This is a genomic window from Paenibacillus sp. LRG-1, from assembly GCF_057220305.1.
Genome location: NZ_CM170126.1, coordinates 5,664,438 through 5,682,396 on the forward strand (window position 1 = coordinate 5,664,438; position 17,959 = coordinate 5,682,396).

Annotated in this window: 17 protein-coding genes; 6 read left to right on the forward strand and 11 right to left on the reverse strand. The window is 48.7% G+C overall.

Annotation, left to right across the window (positions count from 1 at the left end; genetic code table 11):
- Positions 1–141 precede the first annotated feature (141 nt).
- On the forward strand, positions 142–735 hold the full coding sequence (locus tag ACUUJN_RS25130) for a hypothetical protein (RefSeq protein ID WP_053326339.1): 594 nt from the start codon (positions 142–144) through the stop codon (positions 733–735).
- Positions 736–815: 80 nt separating this feature from the next.
- Here the strand turns inward: ACUUJN_RS25130 and ACUUJN_RS25135 are convergent, their stop codons facing one another.
- Genes ACUUJN_RS25135 through ACUUJN_RS25145 form a run of 3 tightly spaced genes read right to left on the reverse strand, consistent with a single transcriptional unit; the run spans position 816 to position 4,333 of the window.
- Positions 816–1,424: a pentapeptide repeat-containing protein gene (locus ACUUJN_RS25135; RefSeq protein WP_028540785.1), complete on the reverse strand. Its 609-nt coding sequence runs from the start codon at positions 1,422–1,424 to the stop codon at positions 816–818.
- A 37-nt stretch (positions 1,425–1,461) separates the two neighbouring features.
- Positions 1,462–1,971, reverse strand: a complete 510-nt coding sequence (locus ACUUJN_RS25140; protein ID WP_013312480.1) for a MarR family winged helix-turn-helix transcriptional regulator — start codon at positions 1,969–1,971, stop codon at positions 1,462–1,464.
- Entirely contained in the window at positions 1,961–4,333 is a 2,373-nt protein-coding gene (locus tag ACUUJN_RS25145; RefSeq protein ID WP_484669043.1) for an ATP-dependent DNA helicase, read from the reverse strand. The genes ACUUJN_RS25140 and ACUUJN_RS25145 overlap by 11 nt, the downstream gene beginning before the upstream one ends.
- Before the next feature lie 168 nt (positions 4,334–4,501).
- Between ACUUJN_RS25145 and ACUUJN_RS25150 the strand changes: the two genes are divergently transcribed.
- Complete coding sequence (locus ACUUJN_RS25150) at positions 4,502–5,578, forward strand: GGDEF domain-containing protein (protein ID WP_279833484.1); 1,077 nt, start codon at positions 4,502–4,504, stop codon at positions 5,576–5,578.
- 134 nt (positions 5,579–5,712) lie between these two features.
- On the forward strand, positions 5,713–5,886 hold the full coding sequence (locus ACUUJN_RS25155) for an aspartyl-phosphate phosphatase Spo0E family protein (RefSeq protein WP_013312483.1): 174 nt from the start codon (positions 5,713–5,715) through the stop codon (positions 5,884–5,886).
- A gap of 105 nt (positions 5,887–5,991) precedes the next feature.
- Here the strand turns inward: ACUUJN_RS25155 and cidR are convergent, their stop codons facing one another.
- Positions 5,992–6,891, reverse strand: coding sequence for a cidABC operon transcriptional activator CidR (gene cidR, locus ACUUJN_RS25160; protein ID WP_023990853.1), 900 nt, complete (start codon positions 6,889–6,891; stop codon positions 5,992–5,994).
- Positions 6,892–7,022: 131 nt separating this feature from the next.
- Here cidR and ACUUJN_RS25165 point away from each other — a divergent pair, with 131 nt between their 5' ends.
- Together ACUUJN_RS25165 and ACUUJN_RS25170 are read left to right on the forward strand one after the other, a co-directional pair.
- Complete coding sequence (locus ACUUJN_RS25165) at positions 7,023–7,394, forward strand: CidA/LrgA family protein (protein ID WP_013312485.1); 372 nt, start codon at positions 7,023–7,025, stop codon at positions 7,392–7,394.
- Positions 7,391–8,068: a CidB/LrgB family autolysis modulator gene (locus tag ACUUJN_RS25170; RefSeq protein ID WP_013312486.1), complete on the forward strand. Its 678-nt coding sequence runs from the start codon at positions 7,391–7,393 to the stop codon at positions 8,066–8,068. Before ACUUJN_RS25165 ends, ACUUJN_RS25170 begins: the two co-directional genes overlap by 4 nt.
- Positions 8,069–8,183: 115 nt before the next feature.
- On the opposite strand, the gene ACUUJN_RS25175 is transcribed toward ACUUJN_RS25170, so the two are convergent.
- The 4 genes from ACUUJN_RS25175 to ACUUJN_RS25190 form a co-directional block, all read right to left on the reverse strand.
- Positions 8,184–9,887, reverse strand: coding sequence for a glycerol-3-phosphate dehydrogenase/oxidase (locus tag ACUUJN_RS25175; RefSeq protein WP_484669773.1), 1,704 nt, complete (start codon positions 9,885–9,887; stop codon positions 8,184–8,186).
- A gap of 228 nt (positions 9,888–10,115) precedes the next feature.
- A complete protein-coding gene (gene glpK / locus ACUUJN_RS25180; RefSeq protein WP_484669044.1) occupies positions 10,116–11,606 on the reverse strand; it encodes a glycerol kinase GlpK in 1,491 nt (496 codons plus the stop codon).
- A 57-nt stretch (positions 11,607–11,663) separates the two neighbouring features.
- A complete protein-coding gene (locus tag ACUUJN_RS25185; protein WP_272639411.1) occupies positions 11,664–12,221 on the reverse strand; it encodes a glycerol-3-phosphate responsive antiterminator in 558 nt (185 codons plus the stop codon).
- 206 nt (positions 12,222–12,427) lie between these two features.
- Entirely contained in the window at positions 12,428–13,381 is a 954-nt protein-coding gene (locus tag ACUUJN_RS25190; RefSeq protein ID WP_279833462.1) for an alpha/beta hydrolase, read from the reverse strand.
- A gap of 260 nt (positions 13,382–13,641) precedes the next feature.
- Here ACUUJN_RS25190 and ACUUJN_RS25195 point away from each other — a divergent pair, with 260 nt between their 5' ends.
- Positions 13,642–14,277 carry an NAD(P)-dependent oxidoreductase gene (locus tag ACUUJN_RS25195; protein WP_484669045.1) on the forward strand — a complete coding sequence of 212 codons (636 nt, stop codon included), beginning with the start codon at positions 13,642–13,644 and terminating at the stop codon, positions 14,275–14,277.
- A gap of 158 nt (positions 14,278–14,435) precedes the next feature.
- Here the strand turns inward: ACUUJN_RS25195 and ACUUJN_RS25200 are convergent, their stop codons facing one another.
- The 3 genes from ACUUJN_RS25200 to ACUUJN_RS25210 form a co-directional block, all read right to left on the reverse strand.
- A complete protein-coding gene (locus ACUUJN_RS25200) occupies positions 14,436–15,623 on the reverse strand; it encodes a cation:proton antiporter (RefSeq protein WP_341056892.1) in 1,188 nt (395 codons plus the stop codon).
- Positions 15,624–15,936: 313 nt separating this feature from the next.
- On the reverse strand, positions 15,937–16,527 hold the full coding sequence (locus ACUUJN_RS25205; RefSeq protein WP_034095118.1) for a GNAT family N-acetyltransferase: 591 nt from the start codon (positions 16,525–16,527) through the stop codon (positions 15,937–15,939).
- 62 nt (positions 16,528–16,589) lie between these two features.
- Positions 16,590–17,951 (reverse strand): MFS transporter, encoded by a 1,362-nt coding sequence (locus ACUUJN_RS25210; protein ID WP_023990861.1) that lies wholly within the window; start codon positions 17,949–17,951, stop codon positions 16,590–16,592.
- Positions 17,952–17,959 lie beyond the last annotated feature (8 nt).

Sequence of the window (17,959 nt, forward strand, 5' to 3'; positions counted from 1 at the left end):
ATCGCTTCACAGGAGTAAATGTGGGATAGTGCGTGAATCAGCGATTTTTTGCTTACTCCATGCTTAAGAAAGGTAGAAATGTGTGTAATAACAGGGTAGAATCGTGGGTCCTAATCGGAAGCGTATGAAGGAGAGATGCATATGACAGCCCGAACAATAGAAGAGTTGGAGCAGATCCGTAAAGAATGTAAATCCATGGTGACGAAAAGGGCTGCGGCTTCAGGTGGAGCGGTATTAGTTCCAGTTCCTGGGGCTGACGTTCTTGCTGATGTTGGCATTTTGATGCAGCTGCTTCCAGCCATTAATGGAAAATTCGGATTATCTGAGAAGCAGCTGGAAGGTCTGGACGCAGAAACAAAATCCATGGTGTATGGTTTCATCACCTCAATTGGCAGCAAGCTGATCGGGCGACTCATTACTCGTGAAGCCATCGTGCAGATTTTGCAAAAAATGGGCATTCGCATCGCTACCAAGCAGGTTAGCAAGTTTGTCCCCCTTCTGGGGCAAGGGCTAGCCGCGGCAATTGGCTTTACTGCTATGCGAACCATTGGTAATCGGCATGTCGATCAATGTTATGAAGTGGCCAAGCGCTTGCTGGAGCAGCGAACTGCGGCAGATATCGCGCGCAACTGGACGGTTCCACAGCAGCCGCTAGAGCCTGTGGGAGTTGATCATTTGCCAAACCGGGACCCGGAAGCAGCAATTCCACTACTGCCAGCATCCACTAAAGATTAAGTCCTTCAAATTCAAGTCAACCATCCATTTCACCCACACGGGGTACTGCAGATCGAGACAGCTCCTGTATCCCGTGCTTTTTAGCCTTCCACCTTGGCTCCATAGGAGCGAGCTACCGCTACTGCCTGCTCGATATCCAGCTTGGCTCCAGTGATGTCCAGATCTTTAAAATTCACACCATCCATTTTCGCACCGCGCAGGTCTGTTCCTTGAAGATGGGCTTTGTGCAGTCTTACTCGGGTAAGATCCGCCTCCCGCAAATCTGCTTTTTCCAAATTGCATTCGGATAAGTCAGCTTCCTTGAATCGTATTTTTCGCAAATCTTGTTTTCTTAAATCTGCATGACGCAAATTCGTATAAGACCAGTCTCCGCCCGTAATTGTGATACCATCCATATTCGCCCCCGCAAAATCTGAACCTACTAGCTTGCAGTTATCAAACCGGACTACAAACAGATTGGCGCTGGTGAACAAACAATTGGTAAAAGCCGACTCCTTGTAGTGAGATGCATTCAGAATGGCTCCGGTAAAATCACAGTCCACAAAAGTACAGCCCTCCACGAGGGACTCATTCATCTCCACACCCCGAAAGCGACATCGGGTAAACTCGCAATTTCTCCACTCGCCTTCTCTGGCATCCATTGATCCAAAATCACGGGCTTCATAGACCTCATCTGTATAAAAGAACATGTTCTCTCTCCTATTCCTTATTCCTTATATTAGGAATTCAGCATTTCGGCAAGGACCGCTCAAAACCGCCTTTCATTTTTCCCAGTAAACCCTTCATCATCTTATGATCCTGCGGCGTAAACTCAGACATACACGACCGAATCAACTTCGTATAATAAGGGACTATCTTACTTAACAGCTCTCGTCCTGCCTCCTTTAATCCGACAGTCACCATCCGCCCGTCACTCTCATGAGCCACACGTTCAATCATGCCATCTCGCTCTAATCCGTCGATCAGCCCCGTCATGGTTCCACGCGTCACATCAGCTTTTTCCGCCAACTCTGATGGTGTCATGCGATGTGGCGAATGGCAATGCAACAGGCTAAGAACAATAATCCTGCCCTGAGAAGCCCCCAACTTGCTAAAATCGGTATCCATTTCTCTGAAAATACCGTTAGCCAAGCGCGCAAATGTCACAAAAGTCTCTATATTATCCACTTCGGCATCTTCATGTCCAAAGCTACGCAGCACCCCGCGTATGGAGTCATTATGAAAATTAAAGTTCATAGTCTATCCATTCCTTCCTTAATCCCGCTTGTTCCGTCAGACGGTAGCTTTTCCATTCGTCTGGCAGCAAAGAAGCATACGGTTCCTTGGCAAAACGATCATCTACCAGGACCAACAATCCTTCGTCGTGCTCTGTGCGAATAAGTCTGCCACCTGCCTGAAGAACCTTGTTCATCCCTGGATATACATACGCATAGTTGAAACCATTCCGTCCCTGTTCGGAAAAATAATCCCGCAGCACATCCCGCTCTGCTCCAATTTGCGGCAAGCCGACGCCGACGACCACTACCCCATTTAAGCGATCCCCAGGTAAATCGACACCTTCAGCAAACACACCACCCAGTACGGCAAAGCCAAGCAAGGTGTGCTCTTGCCCAGGCTGGAAAGCCTCTAGAAATCGATCCCGCTCTGGTTCGGTCATCCCCGGACTTTGTACCAACGTATTTGCGGACACGTCCCGAAGCATGAACTCCTCATATACCTCACGCAGATATGGATAGGACGGGAAAAACACAAGGATATTTCCTTTCCGTTCTACAACCAATGCAGCCAGCATATCCGCAATCGCCCCTTTGGAACGCTCACGATCCCGATAACGGATGGAGAGCGGCAGCAGACGTACATCCCATTGCTCCTGATGGAAGGGGGAAGGAACCTGTAACGTATAATCTTCCTCGTTTGCTCCGAGCATGTCCCGGTAATAAGCAAGCGGTGTCAACGTTGCGGAAAAATAAATGGCTGAGCGGTAGCCCTTAATAGCTTGTCCCAGCAAGTGAGAAGGATCGAGGCAGAACAGCTTGACCCTCACTTCACTGCGCCCCGCTTCCACATAAGTAACGTATCGTTCATCGTATAAAGCAGCAATGCGCAGCATATTCTGAGCGGTAAAATACGTATCTAGAAGCAATGCATAAGCCGTACCCTCACCGCTTGCGTGGCTTGTACTGCCCCCCGTCACCAGTTCACGTTCAGCTGCTTCCACAAAAGGCGCCAACAGCTCCAGCACCTCTTGCGGTGCTGCTGTCTCCACTGCTTTTCCTGTATCTGCATATTGCTTGCGCAGCATAATCATATGTGCGTTCACTGCACTCGCAGCCGCAGCAATCTCTGGGCTTAGCAACTTAAATTCTCGTTTCAGTTCCAAAAAAGAAGATTTCAAAATTTCCGCCGAAAACATGTCCCGGCCGCGTTCTACCAGATTATGCGCCTCATCCACCAGTACGACACCTTTTCGCTTGTGCTCCTCCAGCAATCTTTTCAAAGAAATCCGTGGATCGAAAACATAATTATAATCACTGATTATACCATCCGAGGCATACGCCACATCCAGCGAAAATTCAAAGGGACATACCTTATGCTTGCGCGCATAATGCTCAATCACCGCCCGGGTCATTAACGTCTCATTCGCCAAAATATCGGATACCGCACCGTTGATCCGGTCGTAATAGCCCTCGCACATGCTGCATGATCCAGCATCACAATCATTTTCATCCTTAAAGCAAATTTTATCCTTCGCAGTCAAAGTCACCACATGCATGTGCAGCCCTTGGGCCTGCATTCTGGCGTAAGCTTCTTCGGCTGCTGCCCGAGTCGTGGTACGAGCCGTCACATAATATACTCGCCTAACCTGCCCCTCACCGATAGCCTTGATCGCAGGAAACAAGGTGGATACCGTTTTACCAATACCTGTAGGCGCTTTGGCAAACAGGTTAACCCCTTCGGCAATCGTCTTGTACACCGAACCCGCGAGAGTTCGCTGACCCGAACGATATGTGTCAAAGGGAAAGTTCAACATAGCAATGCTGGCATCCCGCTTTTCCGCATGTGCTCTCAGCAGGAATGCATACGGTGCATAACCAGCAATCATCTCTTGTGCGAAAACTTCTAGCTCAGCAAAGGATAGCTCGCGCCTAAATCGGCGAATGTCTTCACTGTGTGCCTGTACATAAGTAAGCTGGACCTGCATGGAATGATGTTGTTCCTCACGAGCAATCATATAGGCATACAGAAATGCTTGTGCCCAGTGTACGGGTTGACCGTCACCCTGAATATCTTCGAGGGGCAAAGAGATCGATTTAATTTCATCAACTGTCCATACGCCATCCAGCTCAATCAGTCCGTCACAGCGGCCTTCAATGATAAACAATTCGTCCTTATATAAAATTTCTGTACGTAAATGTACCTCTTTGCGGTCATGCTCCTTGTAACCTTTCTGGATAACCTGATGCACGCGAGTTCCTTCGAGCATACTGCTATTCGAGCGAAAGCCGCTATGAATGCTGCCGCTCCGATGCACATATTCCACAAGTGGACGCACCGATATGTGAATTGGTTCCTTCATACGATCACCCGTTCCGGTCATAGTCCTTTCACTGTACCACGTAGATAAACGAAACGTAAGGGACATAAGAATCGTTTGTGGTCGATTGGTATTCACTCATGCCTACTTTTTACCGAAATATAGAAACGAGGCCTTTTGCTTTATTCCCCACGATACTACAACTCTCATTTCAGCATAAAGGATAGGGATATGTTAAAAGAATTAATTAACAATTTTGCGTTATTAACAAGCTTCTTATTCTTTGGAAATTTATTTTTCCGGAAATATGAGCGTTACCTAAAAAAACATGTATTCATTTATCGGGTAATGAACGGTTTAATGCTGGGTCTGTTTGGCATTCTGTTAATGATGACCGGTTTATGGATCCGTGGGCACTTTGTGGTCGATCTGCGCCAATTGGCGATTATCATTTCTGTTTATATGGGAGGATCGGTATCCGGTCTGCTGACTACCTTGATCATAAGCCTGTACCGTATTTACATCACAGGTGGTTGGACAGATGTTTCTCTGACTGCTACCGTCAATTGCTTCATGACACTGGGCATTTCACTTATTTTTATTCGAGAAAAAAGCCTAACACTCCGCATGTGGATGTCGGCTGTGCTTGGAGCTGCTGTAGTGTCACTGTTATCTACTTTCTATGTGGTTAATCCTCCTGATAATGAATCTATGATAATAATCACAACCGTTAAGTTACTTGGCGGCCTGTTCACTTATTTTATGATGTCCCATATCAAAAAAACAGAACGGGCTGTTCATCTGCTGGAAGAAGCTGCAAATCGGGATCATTTAACCGGACTCTACAGTCCGCGTGCTTTCGATGCGCTATTCGAAGAGGTCTTTCATACTTCCAAGACTACAAAACAGCCCTTTGGACTCGTGATGCTGGATATTGACCACTTTAAAAATATTAATGATACGTATGGTCATTTGAACGGAGATACCGTCTTAAGCCAATTAGGAATGCTGTTAATCCGGGAATCTACAACGAGGGCGTACCCCTCCCGTAAAGGCGGAGAGGAATTTGCCATTCTGATTGGAAATTGCGATAGTCAGAAAGCAGCAAGCTTTGCCGAAAAGATTCGGAAAGCTGTGGAAAATGAACGTTTTCTTTTGAATGACGGAACCTCGATCTCTCTAACCGTATCCATCGGAGCAGGCAGTTCACCTGTCATTGCATCGAGGCACTTACTGGAAAAGTCAGATGAGGCATTATATGAAGCTAAGCGTTCAGGACGCAATCAGGTGAAACTGGCAAAACCATAAATATTAGTCGCTAAATGTCAGGAAAGCTGGATTATTGTTAATAAAAAGTGGTAAAATGGAAATAACATCGTTATCAAAAAAACTTCTGCCGCTAGTGGAGACATGCCTTACAATCGACATGGGGGGTGGGCTTTGTGAACCTCGAACAATTGGAAAAACTCATGGAAAAAGAACGCCGTGAACTGAATCGCATGGCTGACTTACACGGATTAAAAGATGAACGTGTATTGGACAAATCCTCCAGACTTGACCGTATTATGGACAAGTACCTTCACACCAAGCGTGCAATAAACCAAACACACTCATAGAAGCAAGCTACATCGCTGCCCCTCAGGGCAGCTTTTTTATGATGTAAGCAGTATTCGTCCTTCTTCGGTGCACATCTGCATCGTACTCACCTTCTTGTTGACTGACTATTTTCCGCCATATTCCGTCCGCAACAATTGTTGTGTGAACGATATCCATTCTCTGGCGGCAAAGGACAGATAACGATCGTTCCGCCAGATCATCCCCAAATGCCAAGGTATGACGGGGTCCACCAATGGAAGAACACGCAAGCGCTCGGAATCCAGATCTCGGCAAATGGCCTCCGGCAACAGCGCTACTCCCAGGTTTGCAGCAACCATTTCGCTAATCAGATCCCATTGTGAGCTTTCGTAGACTACACGCGGCTGAAAGCCAGCACGAACACATTCCGCAATGATACGGTCATGCAGCGTAAAATCCTCACGGAACAGTACAAACGCCTCCTCCGCCAACGCAGATAACGGTACCTCCTTGCACTCTGCCAATGCATGCGTAGGATGAACGAGCAAATTCAGCTTTTCCTCCACAAACAGAAATGTCTCAAACATATCTCCAACCGCAGGCAGCACAATCACCCCGATATCCAATGCCCCGGCTTCTACGTCCTGTTCCACTTTCTTCGCCCCGTCCTCAAATAATTGAATGGTCACATCAGGATATGCCTTATGGAATTCTCCAATGACACGCGGAAAAAAGCTTGATCCGACCATAGGGGGCAGGCCAATACGGATATGTCCCTTTTTCAGGTTCATCAAATCACTCAGCTCCGAGGACAGGCTTTGAAAGGACTTTACAATCGCTTGTGCTTGAAGCTCAATTACCTTTCCCGCGTCCGTCAGTTCGATTCTTTTGCCAATTCGGTCGAACAAAGCGACCCCCAATTCATCTTCCAGACTTTTAATCGTCTTACTGATCGTCGGCTGGGTAATAAACATGCTCTGGGCTGCCTTTGTAAAGCTACGCAACCGCGCGACTTCCAAAAAGTATTGTAAATGTCGGATATCCAAAGCTACACCTTCTCCCATAGACAAACGGAATAGATTACATTCTTTATATGCATTTTACTCATGAAAGCTTGTGATGTAAAATTTCATTACAGTTTGAAAATAACCGATCTCAAAGATAGGAGCCATTATATATGAAAAGCTTCATACGCGGTGTCCTCCAGATCGCCGTCCTGATGGCCTTTTCGCTCATCCTGAACGCGGTAGTCTCTTGGCTCCACCTGCCTGTACCCGGTAGTATCATTGGTATGCTGATCCTTTTTATTCTGCTGCAAACCGGCTTGGTCCGGCTAAGCTGGATTGAAGTTGGTGCAAATTGGTTGCTGGCCGAGCTGCTATTATTCTTTATCCCCTCCGCTGTCGGCGTTATGAATTATTGGCCGATGCTGGAACACGATGGTATGAGCATTATGCTGGTCGTGTTGCTCGGCACCTTTCTGGTGATGGCCTGCACAGGTATGGTCGCTAGTCTGCTTGGTAAACGAAAGGAGCATAAATCATCATGACCGGTCTTCTATGTATTGTATTGACACTCGCTATTTACTGGATGGCCAAACGCATGTACCGCACACTACCCAAGGTGTATTTGTCTCCATTGCTCATTACACCTATTGTTATCATTTTGATTTTGACGCTGACGGGTGTGAACTACCGTTCTTATAATTCGGGCGCTCACTTGCTGTCCATGCTGCTACAGCCAGCTACGATTGCATTTGCTGTCCCTTTGTACCGATATTTCCCTGTGTTAAAAAAACACGCGACCCAAATCGTGCTTAGCGTGCTGTCTGGGTCTGTTGTAGCCGTGTTGTCCTCCATGGCGCTTGCTAAGTGGATGCACCTGAATTCTTCGCTGCTGAGCAGCCTGATTCCTCGCTCCATTACGACGCCCATTGCGATGAATGTATCGCAAACGATTGGCGGCAATCCGACGGTCACGGCTGTATTCGTTATTCTGACCGGATTGAGCGGTCTTATTATCGGTCCGATGATTGTAAAACTGTTCCGTATCGAAAATGAAGTCTCACGTGGGGTGCTGCTCGGTACCGGTGCTCATGGTACAGGCACTTCCAAAGCATTCGAGTTCAGTTCGCTGACGGGGACGATATCCAGCATCTCGATGGTGCTCGCCGCTCTCTTTACCTTGGCGGCTGCCCCGTTCCTGTTCCACTTGATGCTGTAAGCCATCTGTATACAAAGAAGCAGCGATTCTCTTGTTATGAAGAATCGCTGCTTCTTTGCTTTCAGTCCATGTCTCAAAGCAATGGATGGCTCAAGGATATATATCCCTCGCGGCCTCAAATAGCTTTAACGTCACCGGGTTTCACCTCTACCTCTACAGGCGTTACAGCTTCATACAGGTAAGCATCCAGCTCAGCCGTATATTGTCGTTCTTGCGCGGCGCTCCAGCCTGCATGTTCGGACATCAATGCAATGGCGGGCTGTTTCCAGCGCTTCACCTCGTCAATCTGGAAGAACAGAGCCCCAGTTCGGCGTATAAAAAAGTCAGACGGTGTCACTGTCATTTCCTGTTCCATCGCATACAGGAGCGGGGCACGCACTTCCACAGGCAGCGCCGCTTCCTTCTCGGTAGCCTCCTTCATGCTCTGTGCCGCTATGGCAAACAATCGCTCTGTGTTGGAGCCATAGCGGGTAGCCCATGCTCTAGCTATATCCGGCGACAGGCCGAGCGCAACACCTGCTGCGGTTTGCTTACCTACGTACGCGTCCCAGCCCGCTGAGCCTCCTACGCTGCCACCCGAAATCGGGATATGTCTGGTGCGGCATGCCCGGAAGCTCTGCCCATGCAAGCGCCCCAGCTCCTGTACCGCACGATCCACGACGAGTTCGGACATTTTCCGGTAGCCCGTCAGCTTGCCGCCTGCAATCGTGATCAGACCTGAACGGGATTCCCAAATTTCGTCCTTGCGTGAAATTTCCGAAGGGCTTTTACCGTCTTCATAAATGAGCGGCCGTACCCCTGCCCAACTGGATTCTACATCCGTAACAGTCAGCTTTACATCCGGAAACATTCCGTTGATCGCTTGAAGCACATAGGCCCGATCTTCGGCGGTCATCCGGGGATGCGCCGTATCCCCCTCATACACCGTGTCGGTCGTACCTGCATAGGTTTTTCCATCACGTGGGATGGCAAATACCATGCGTCCATCCGGTGTATCGAAGTACACTGCCTGTTTGAGCGGAAAGCGCTCAGCATCGAACACCAGGTGAATACCTTTCGTCAGGCGAAGCACCTTGCCCTCTTTGGAGCGATCCATTTCCCGTAACGTGTCTACCCATGGTCCGGCTGCATTAATAACCAGCGAAGCTCGAATTTCGTATGGTTTTCCCGTTACCCGGTCCGTTACGCTTGCACCGCTTATTCGTCCTTCGTCATACAGCAGCTTGTCAGCCTTGGCATAGTTCACCGCCAGCGCCCCTCGTGTAACAGCTTCCTTCATGACCTCAATCGTCAGGCGAGCGTCATCTGTGCGGTACTCTACATAGCTGCCGCTTCCCTTCAGTCCATCACGCTTCAGCAAAGGCTCGCGCTCTAGTGTAGCTTGGATGTCCAGCATGCGGCGGCGCTCACTACGCTTAACACCAGCAAGGAAATCATATACCAGCAGCCCGACAGAGGTGGTGAATGCGTTAAACGTGCCGCCCTTGTGAAAAGGAAGTAGCATACGCTCGGGTATGGTCACATGTGGACCATTTTCGAATACGATTGCCCGCTCCTTCCCGACCTCGGCTACCATCTTAACTTCAAACTGCTTCAAATAACGAAGACCACCATGCACTAGCTTGGTCGAGCGACTGGACGTACCCGCTGCGAAATCCTGCATCTCCACCAATGCTGTCTTCAAACCACGATCCGCCGCATCCAGCGCAATACCCGCCCCTGTAATGCCGCCGCCAATGATTAAAATATCCAAATGCTCATGTCCCATACGTTCCAAAACAGCGGTTCTCTCCTGCGCAGCAAATCCCTGTTCTCCCATCATTTATCCCTCCAGCTTTGTATATATTCACGATGCAATCTGCCAACCGAATCATCATAAGGTACAAAAAAAGACCACGAACATCGCTGCGGCGGATGCCGAGCGGTTCATGGTCTCTCCAAGTCTCCTGACGAGTATTAACTTATCTATATCGTAGCACACACGGTACGCTATGAAAAGGGAAATCTGCCTGTTGCCAGATGGCTCCCTTCTATCGCATAACCGTCTCTACTTGAACGCCATTGCGGCATGAACTGCCTTTTTCCAGCCACCATAAAGCTCAGTCCGCATGTCCTCACTCATGGACGGAGTAAAGGTATGATCACTCTGCGCATATCCCCGGACTTCATCCAGACTGCTCCAAAACCCAACTGCCAGCCCTGCTAAATACGCCGCACCGAGTGCAGTTGTCTCGTTCACAGCAGGTCGTTCTACAGGCAGATCGAGAATATCGCTCTGGAACTGCATCAGGAACTCGTTCATCACTGCACCTCCATCTACACGCAATGAGCACACAGGTACACCCGAATCGCTCGCCATGGCAGTTAGGACATCTTTAGTCTGGTAGGCCAGCGATTCCAGTACCGCTCGTATAAAGTGCTCCTTGGTCGTTCCCCGCGTCAAACCAAATGTCGCGCCGCGCACGTCACTGTCCCAATACGGGCTGCCTAGACCTACAAAGGCCGGGACAAAATATACCCCTTCCGTCGAGGTCACACGCGCCGCATACGCTTCACTATCTGTGGCCTCGCGGAACATGCGCAGCCCATCACGCAACCACTGAATAGCAGACCCAGCTACAAAAATGCTGCCCTCCAGCGCATACTTTACCTGACCATTCAGCCCCCATGCAATGGTCGTAATCAGTCCATGTTCCGAGTCACAGGGTTCATCTCCGGTATTCATCAGCATAAAGCATCCCGTACCGTATGTATTTTTAATCATGCCCTTGTCAAAGCATCCCTGACCGAACAGAGCTGCTTGCTGATCGCCCGCCGCTCCGGCAATAGGAATTTCCTGCCCAAAAAAGTGATAATCCACCGTATGCGCATATATCTCGGAAGATGATTTCACCTCTGGTAGCATAGACGCAGGAACGCCGAGAATATCCAGCAGCTCCTCATCCCATTTTAGCTCATAAATGTTGTACATGAGTGTGCGGGCCGCATTGGAGTAGTCCGTTACATGTGCTTTACCACCGGACAATCTCCAGATTAGCCAGGTATCAATCGTACCAAACAGCAAATCCCCGCGCTCCGCTTGAGCTCGTGCTCCTTCGACGTTGTCGAGTATCCATTTGACCTTGGTGCCAGAAAAGTAGGGATCAATGAGTAGTCCCGTTTTGCTATGAAAAATATGATCAAATCCACGACTTTTTAATTCCTCGCAGATCCCGGTTGTTTGCCGTGACTGCCAGACCAGCGCATGATATACAGGCAGACCCGTATGTTTATCCCACACCACTACGGTTTCCCGTTGGTTTGTAATACCAATCCCGGCAATTTGGCTGGCTTTCACACCTGATTCCGACAAGCAGGAGGCGATGACGGCCAAAATAGAGCTCCATATTTCATTTGCGTTTTGCTCTACCCACCCCGGCTGGGGAAAATACTGTGGGAACTCCCGTTGTGCCTTGTATACCACTTTTCCCTGCCGATCAAACAAGATGGCCCGCGAACTGGTTGTACCCTGATCCAAGGCAAGAATGTATTGCTCCATCGTTTCCCAGCCTCCTTGCATATTTATGTATTGTTATCCACTTGATTCAAATAAAAGCTATTGCTTATAATGCTCGAACAGTTGTTTATTGGAGGTCGTAACTGCTGTAGCTCCCGCAGCCAACGCCGCTTCCACATCCTCTGGGGTGCGAATAAGTCCGCCCGCCAAAATAGGAATGCCCGTGCGTTCGCTGACTTCCCTAATCATCGGTGGAACAACACCGGGCAGCACCTCAATATAATCAGGTCGTGTTTTTTCCACCAGCGCGTAGCTTTTTTCCAGCGCAATCGTATCAAGCAGAAACACCCGCTGCACAGCAAGAATCCCCTTCTTTTTAGCGGTTGCAATCACCCCGGATCGGGTCGAAATAATCCCAAACGGCTTAATTTCCTGACACAAATATTCAGCCGCATACTCGTCATTCTTCAAGCCTTGCACCAGGTCGGCATGCAGAAGCATTTGCTTGTTGCGACTCCTAGCCATCTGGTACAGGTTGCGCAGCTGCGCTACATGCGTATCCAGAAAAACCGCATACTCATAAGAGCTGTCCAAAATACCCTCCAGCTGCTTCATATGCTTAGCTGCAGGTAAAATGCGTTGTCCCTGAAATGGCATGGATATCCCCCTTAAAGCTGAATGTCGGTCAAACTCGTTCAAATTTTATATTATCACTCTGTTCGACGAAGGTGAAGCGGTTTCATTGCAGATATGTATAAAGGCTGCCTTCCCTGCAATAGATGTCAGCAGGAAGAAGACAGCCTAATCGTTCAAAAAACTGGATCAAATCACACGACGGCACCCTTAAAATGCTCTATAGTGTACTAGCCTTCAAACCCTTGGCGCAGCCATGAGGTAGCGAGCGTGATCGCACCGCGCTTGGCCGCTGTTTCCGACAATGGGTTCAGCATCACAAAGTCGTGGATGATGCCTTGAAAGCGTGCAGCGGTCACATCTATCCCCGCTTCACGCAGCTTGTTCGCATAGGCCTCACCTTCATCGCGCAGCACATCGGCCTCGCCTGTAATGACCAGCGCACGCGGTAGCCCTTTGAGCTGTTCTGTGGTGGCACGTAACGGGGACGCCGTGATCTGCGCTCGTTCGTTGGGATCCGTCGTATATTGATCCCAAAACCATTGCATTCCTTCGCGGCTCAGGAAATATCCTGTGGCGAACTCCTGGTATGATTCCGTGTCAAAGGAAGCGTCCGTCACCGGATAAAATAACAACTGCTGCCGGATGGAAGGACCACTGCGTTCTTTGGCCAGCAGCGTTACGGCCGCGGTCATGTTACCGCCGACACTGTCTCCGGCTATCGTCAGCGTATCGGGCTTCAATCCATGCTCGCGCCCATGCTGCGCCACCCATTGAACGACCGCGTAAATTTCCTCAATTGCCGTCGGATATTTAGCTTCAGGTGACAAGCTGTATTCCGGGAATACAACTGCTGCCTGTGAGCCGACTGCCAATTCACGAATCAGACGATCATGCGTATGGGCATTACCGAATACCCAGCCTGCTCCATGAATATATACAATGACCGGGAGATCGCTTGTCACTTGTTGTGGGCGAACAATTCTGACCTTCACCTCGCCGCCAGGCCCACCTGGAATAGTTAGATCCTCTAAATCTGCGGCAGGTTTGTCTGCTGGACCGGATTGGACCTCATTGACCGTTTCACGTCCTTTTTCAGGACCCAAATCATATAGAAACGGAGGCTTGGCATTATCATCTGCAAATTTCTGTGCTGCGGGTTCAAGCTGTACTTTTTTAATCATATCAGTTCACTCTTCCTTTCTTATCTGTGCTCTACATATATCCAATATGGCTTAAGTTTGCTCATTCAGTTTCACCTTATATATTTAAACGAGTTCCTCTCTTTCCAATCGGAGGACTTTAGTTTGCCCAACAGAAGAGCTTGACTTTTATTTTATATTGTAACTATAATAGTTACATGTTAAAGTTCGTAAATGTACCAGGTACACTTACGATCAAACTAATGAATCATCCACATCATATTTATAGGAGGCTATCTATTATGAAAATTGCAGTTATTGGTGCAACCGGTAAAGCAGGAAGTAATATCGTAAAAGAAGCATTAGACAGAGGACATGAAGTAACCGCAATCGTCCGTGACTTGGCTAAAGTAACGGAAAGCCGTGCTACTGTAGTACAAAAAGACGTTTTTGATCTAAAAACAGATGATCTGAAAAGTTTTGACGTAGTCGTTAATGCTTTTGCCGCTCCACTCGGACAAGAGCATCTGCATGTCGATGCAGGTAACGTACTGATTGAAGCCCTGCGTAATGTATCCGGTACTCGCCTAATTGTCGTAGGTGGTGCAGGCAGCTTGTTCACTGACGAATCCCAAACACTTTTGGTAAAAGATACTCCTGGCTTCCCGGATTTCGTATACCCTACAGCAAATAACCAAGGAAAAAACCTGGAAATTCTGCGTGGTACCCGCGACCTGAACTGGACTTTCATTAGTCCTTCCGCTGAATTTGCACTGGGCAAACGTACAGGCTCTTACCAAGTGGGAAAAGACACTCTGTTGGTTAATTCCAAAGGTGCAAGCTATGTCAGCTATGAAGATTATGCAGTTGCCGTAGTGGACGAAATCGAAAAACCGCAACATCTGAACCAACGTTTCACAGTGGTGTCCGAGTCTTAATTTTTCTATTCTTGCAGCGTTTATAGCATAAAAGAGACCCTTCGCCCATTTTCTCATGCTGCATGGAAAGTCCGCTTTACTCTAAATCAGACTTTCCATGCACGCTATGAGAAGCTGAACCCGAAGGGTCTTTTTGTTATGACCTGTTGATACTCTCGTTATGACTTGTCAGTGCTGACCTTCTTTTCTATATCGTGAGCGGAACTCTCCCTCTTATCGCTAAAACACAGCTTGAGAATCGGAGGCGAAGCCAAGGTCGTCAGAATGATGGCAATGATCACCGATGTAAAATATTGCTGTGCCAACAGACCCGTCTGTAGACCGGTAGCTGCAATAATAAGTGCGACCTCGCCGCGAGATATCATCCCGGAGCCGATCGCAAGGGCAGAACGGTTATCGAAGCCCGTCAGCCGCGCCCCGAGACCTCCCCCGATTAGCTTTGTCACCAGCGCAATCAGTGTCAAAACAACAACAAATCCGAGCTGCTGCCCTACTCCCTCAAAGGAAACATTTAATCCGATGCTGACAAAAAATACAGGAACAAAGATGGAATAAGCGATGGGCTCCACCTTTTCTTCTACGACGTGCTTAAAGCTGGTTTGTGCAATGGCAATCCCGGCCGCAAAAGCCCCGATAATACCTGCCATCCCCAACATATCCGCAAAATACGCAAACCCAAAGCAAATAATCAACGCAGTCGTGATGACTGCTTCAGTCACCTTGAGTGGAGCAAGTATTTTCATAATCCACGGAACAACGAACCAGCCACCCAGAATAGCTACTACGAAGAAAACTAGCTTTTTGCCAACAAGAAGTCCCAGCGAAGTTTCTCCACCCATACCGAATATACTCATTACTACCGCTAGTAGCACCACGACAAGCACATCATCCAGCACTGCCGCACCCAAAATGGTCGAGCCTTCCCGGGTATTCAGCTTATTCATATCCTTAAGTACCTGTACCGTAATGCTTACAGAGGTAGCACTCAGAATAATTCCTAGAAACCAGCCTTCATGCACCGAGAATCCAAAGGCTTCCCCTACACCAAAACCGCAAATTAGCGGTAAAATAATACCTCCAACCGCCACAGCTACCGCAGGCTTCCAGTTACGTCGAAGTTGATCCAGGTCCGTCTCCAGTCCAGCAATGAACATCAGCAGCAGCACGCCGATTTCAGACATATTATGAATCAGCGAATCATTCTGAACCCATCCCAATACGGCTGGACCCAGGACAATTCCTGCGATCAGCTTTCCCAACACCGCTGGTTGACCGAGCTTGACAGACAAATGACCCGCGACTTTTGTGAACAACAGAATCAGCAGAAGATATAGTATAAATTGCATAGGCTGATAACCTCCTTTTATTTAATCCTTGAACTCATTTGCGCATAACCCACAATATTGAAGAAAACTAATAATCATAAAGTGTAAAACAAACGTGCAAAATATGTGTCTGACTTTAACGGACAACTCGCAAAATAAAAAGGGGAACCCGAGATACAGCACAGGTTCCCCTAAAAAAGACATAAAGGAGCCTTGGTGACAGGCTCCTCCGGTAATTCATATATTCATTTGATGTTGTCGGTCATACTTGCGCAAACAAGCAACTTTATCCTTTAATTATATCTCTTCTGTAAACCCGTGTAAACGTGTTGAATTAACTTTCTGCTTTTTTCACATAGCGGTCGCGGTATTCGTGGTCCAGCATACTCATCAGAATCGAATCATGGTATTCATGATTGTAGAATAAAGCATCCCGTTGTACACCTTCACGCTGAAAGCCTACTTTTTCATAGCAACGAATGGCACGTTCATTAAAATCAAATACATTCAGCTCAATCCGATGCAGATTACAGATACCAAATCCGTAACCCAGCATGAGTACAAGCGCTTCGGTGCCGTAGCCTTTCCCCTGATTTCCCTGCTCATTGATTGCAATACGGATGTTGGCGCTGCGGTTCAAGCTGTCCATATCCTGCAGGGCTATATCCCCAATTACACGATCATCTTCGCGAAGCGCAATCAACAGAAGCAGGCTTGAGGCTTCCTGTCCTTTAGCTTCAATATAACGGGCAATTTGATCCTTGGTAAAGCTGCGTTGTGTGCCTGTCAGCCGCCGCACATCCTGATCGAACAATGTATTATAGTATAGCTCGGTGTCCTCTACGTTAACGGGACGCAAGTATACCCGTGATCCTTCAAGTAACCGTGCCACAGGCTCTGAGGATGAAGTTTGTTGAGTCATCATGATCTCTCCCATGCTAAAAATATAAATGACGAAAATCAAAGCAAATTATTGCGCAAGATCGACTACGCAAGGTCTGCATTTTGCTCCGTAGTCAGGCTAGAATCGGCGAGGGACTCGCGCCAAATTACAGATTGAAGCAACAGTCCCGTCAAACCCAGGATTCCAACAGTCATTCCGATCCAGACAAAAGCCGTGCCCGCCCCTGCTATTCGGATCAATACTCCTCCGGCAAGCGGTGAAACGACCATGATTGCTCCAATCACGGTACTTTGGATACCAAAGACGCGTCCTACCATATCAGCAGGGGTTTTGGCTTGTAATATATAGTTCTGGGTGATAATGTACAGGCCGTTGCCCACGCCCAGCACAGCCCCGATCATAAGCAGTACAGGCAATCCAGTTCCAGGTTGCGCCCAGCCTAAAGCAGCAATAGCTCCGCCAACCAGCACATATCCACCACCGAGCCCCCAGCCTGCGCTTATGCGATTCAAGCGATTAAGCACAAGCATGCAGCCGACGGCGCCAGCCCCAATGGCTGAAACCAGCCAGCCAAGCAGCGATTCATTACCTGGAGCGAGCACTCGCAGCAATGTAGGGAACTGGTAGTCGATCATGAGAATGGCGATTAAGCCGAAAAGTCCGAATATGAGCGTATGCAAAAGCATTCGACTGCGCCATAAGAACGCCCAGCCCTCACGCCATTGGTTGAAAAAACGAGATGCGCGGACATGCTCCTCCCGCATTTTAGCTTCATCAGCCTCAGGCGCTGTATGCGCAGCCGACTTTCCTTGCTTCTCGGCTGCAACAGCTTGTTGGTCTGCGCTGACCAGCGCCGGACCGATTCCGCGCAGCGGCCACAGCAGCAGGCCGGAACAGAGACGCAGCAATGCATTGAGAATAATGCATGCCTGGGGGGACAACACAGTCAAGGTCATAGCGCCCAGTAATGGCCCTGCCACTTTGGAGGCCTGATTGACCAACCCATTCAGCGAGGTTGCCCGAAATAGGTCGTCGCTGGTGACTACCGTGCGGGTCAAGCCTTGCTGTGAAGGCATTTGGAATACGCCAGCCGCCGCGCGCAGACCAAGCAAAGGCAGCAGCCACGCCGGGCCCGGGACGGCGAGGATGGCCAGCGTCAATAAGGCAATAGCTGCATCGCAGACGATCATCAGCCTGGCCTTGTGTACCCGGTCGGCTAACGTGCCCGCGATGGAACCCAGCAGCAGACCCGGTAGGGCCATCACTACCGGAATCAGTGCAATCATCATAGGGTCGGCTTCCCAGCGATAGGCAACAAGCACCTGAATGGCGATAGCATCAAACCAATCGCCAAAGGAAGCAGCCGTGTGCGCCGCAAACATCCGCCGAAAACGGCCATTGCGCCAAATGCTAGGCGTGGATTGCAGTTCTTTCTTTTCCTTCATTATCTACT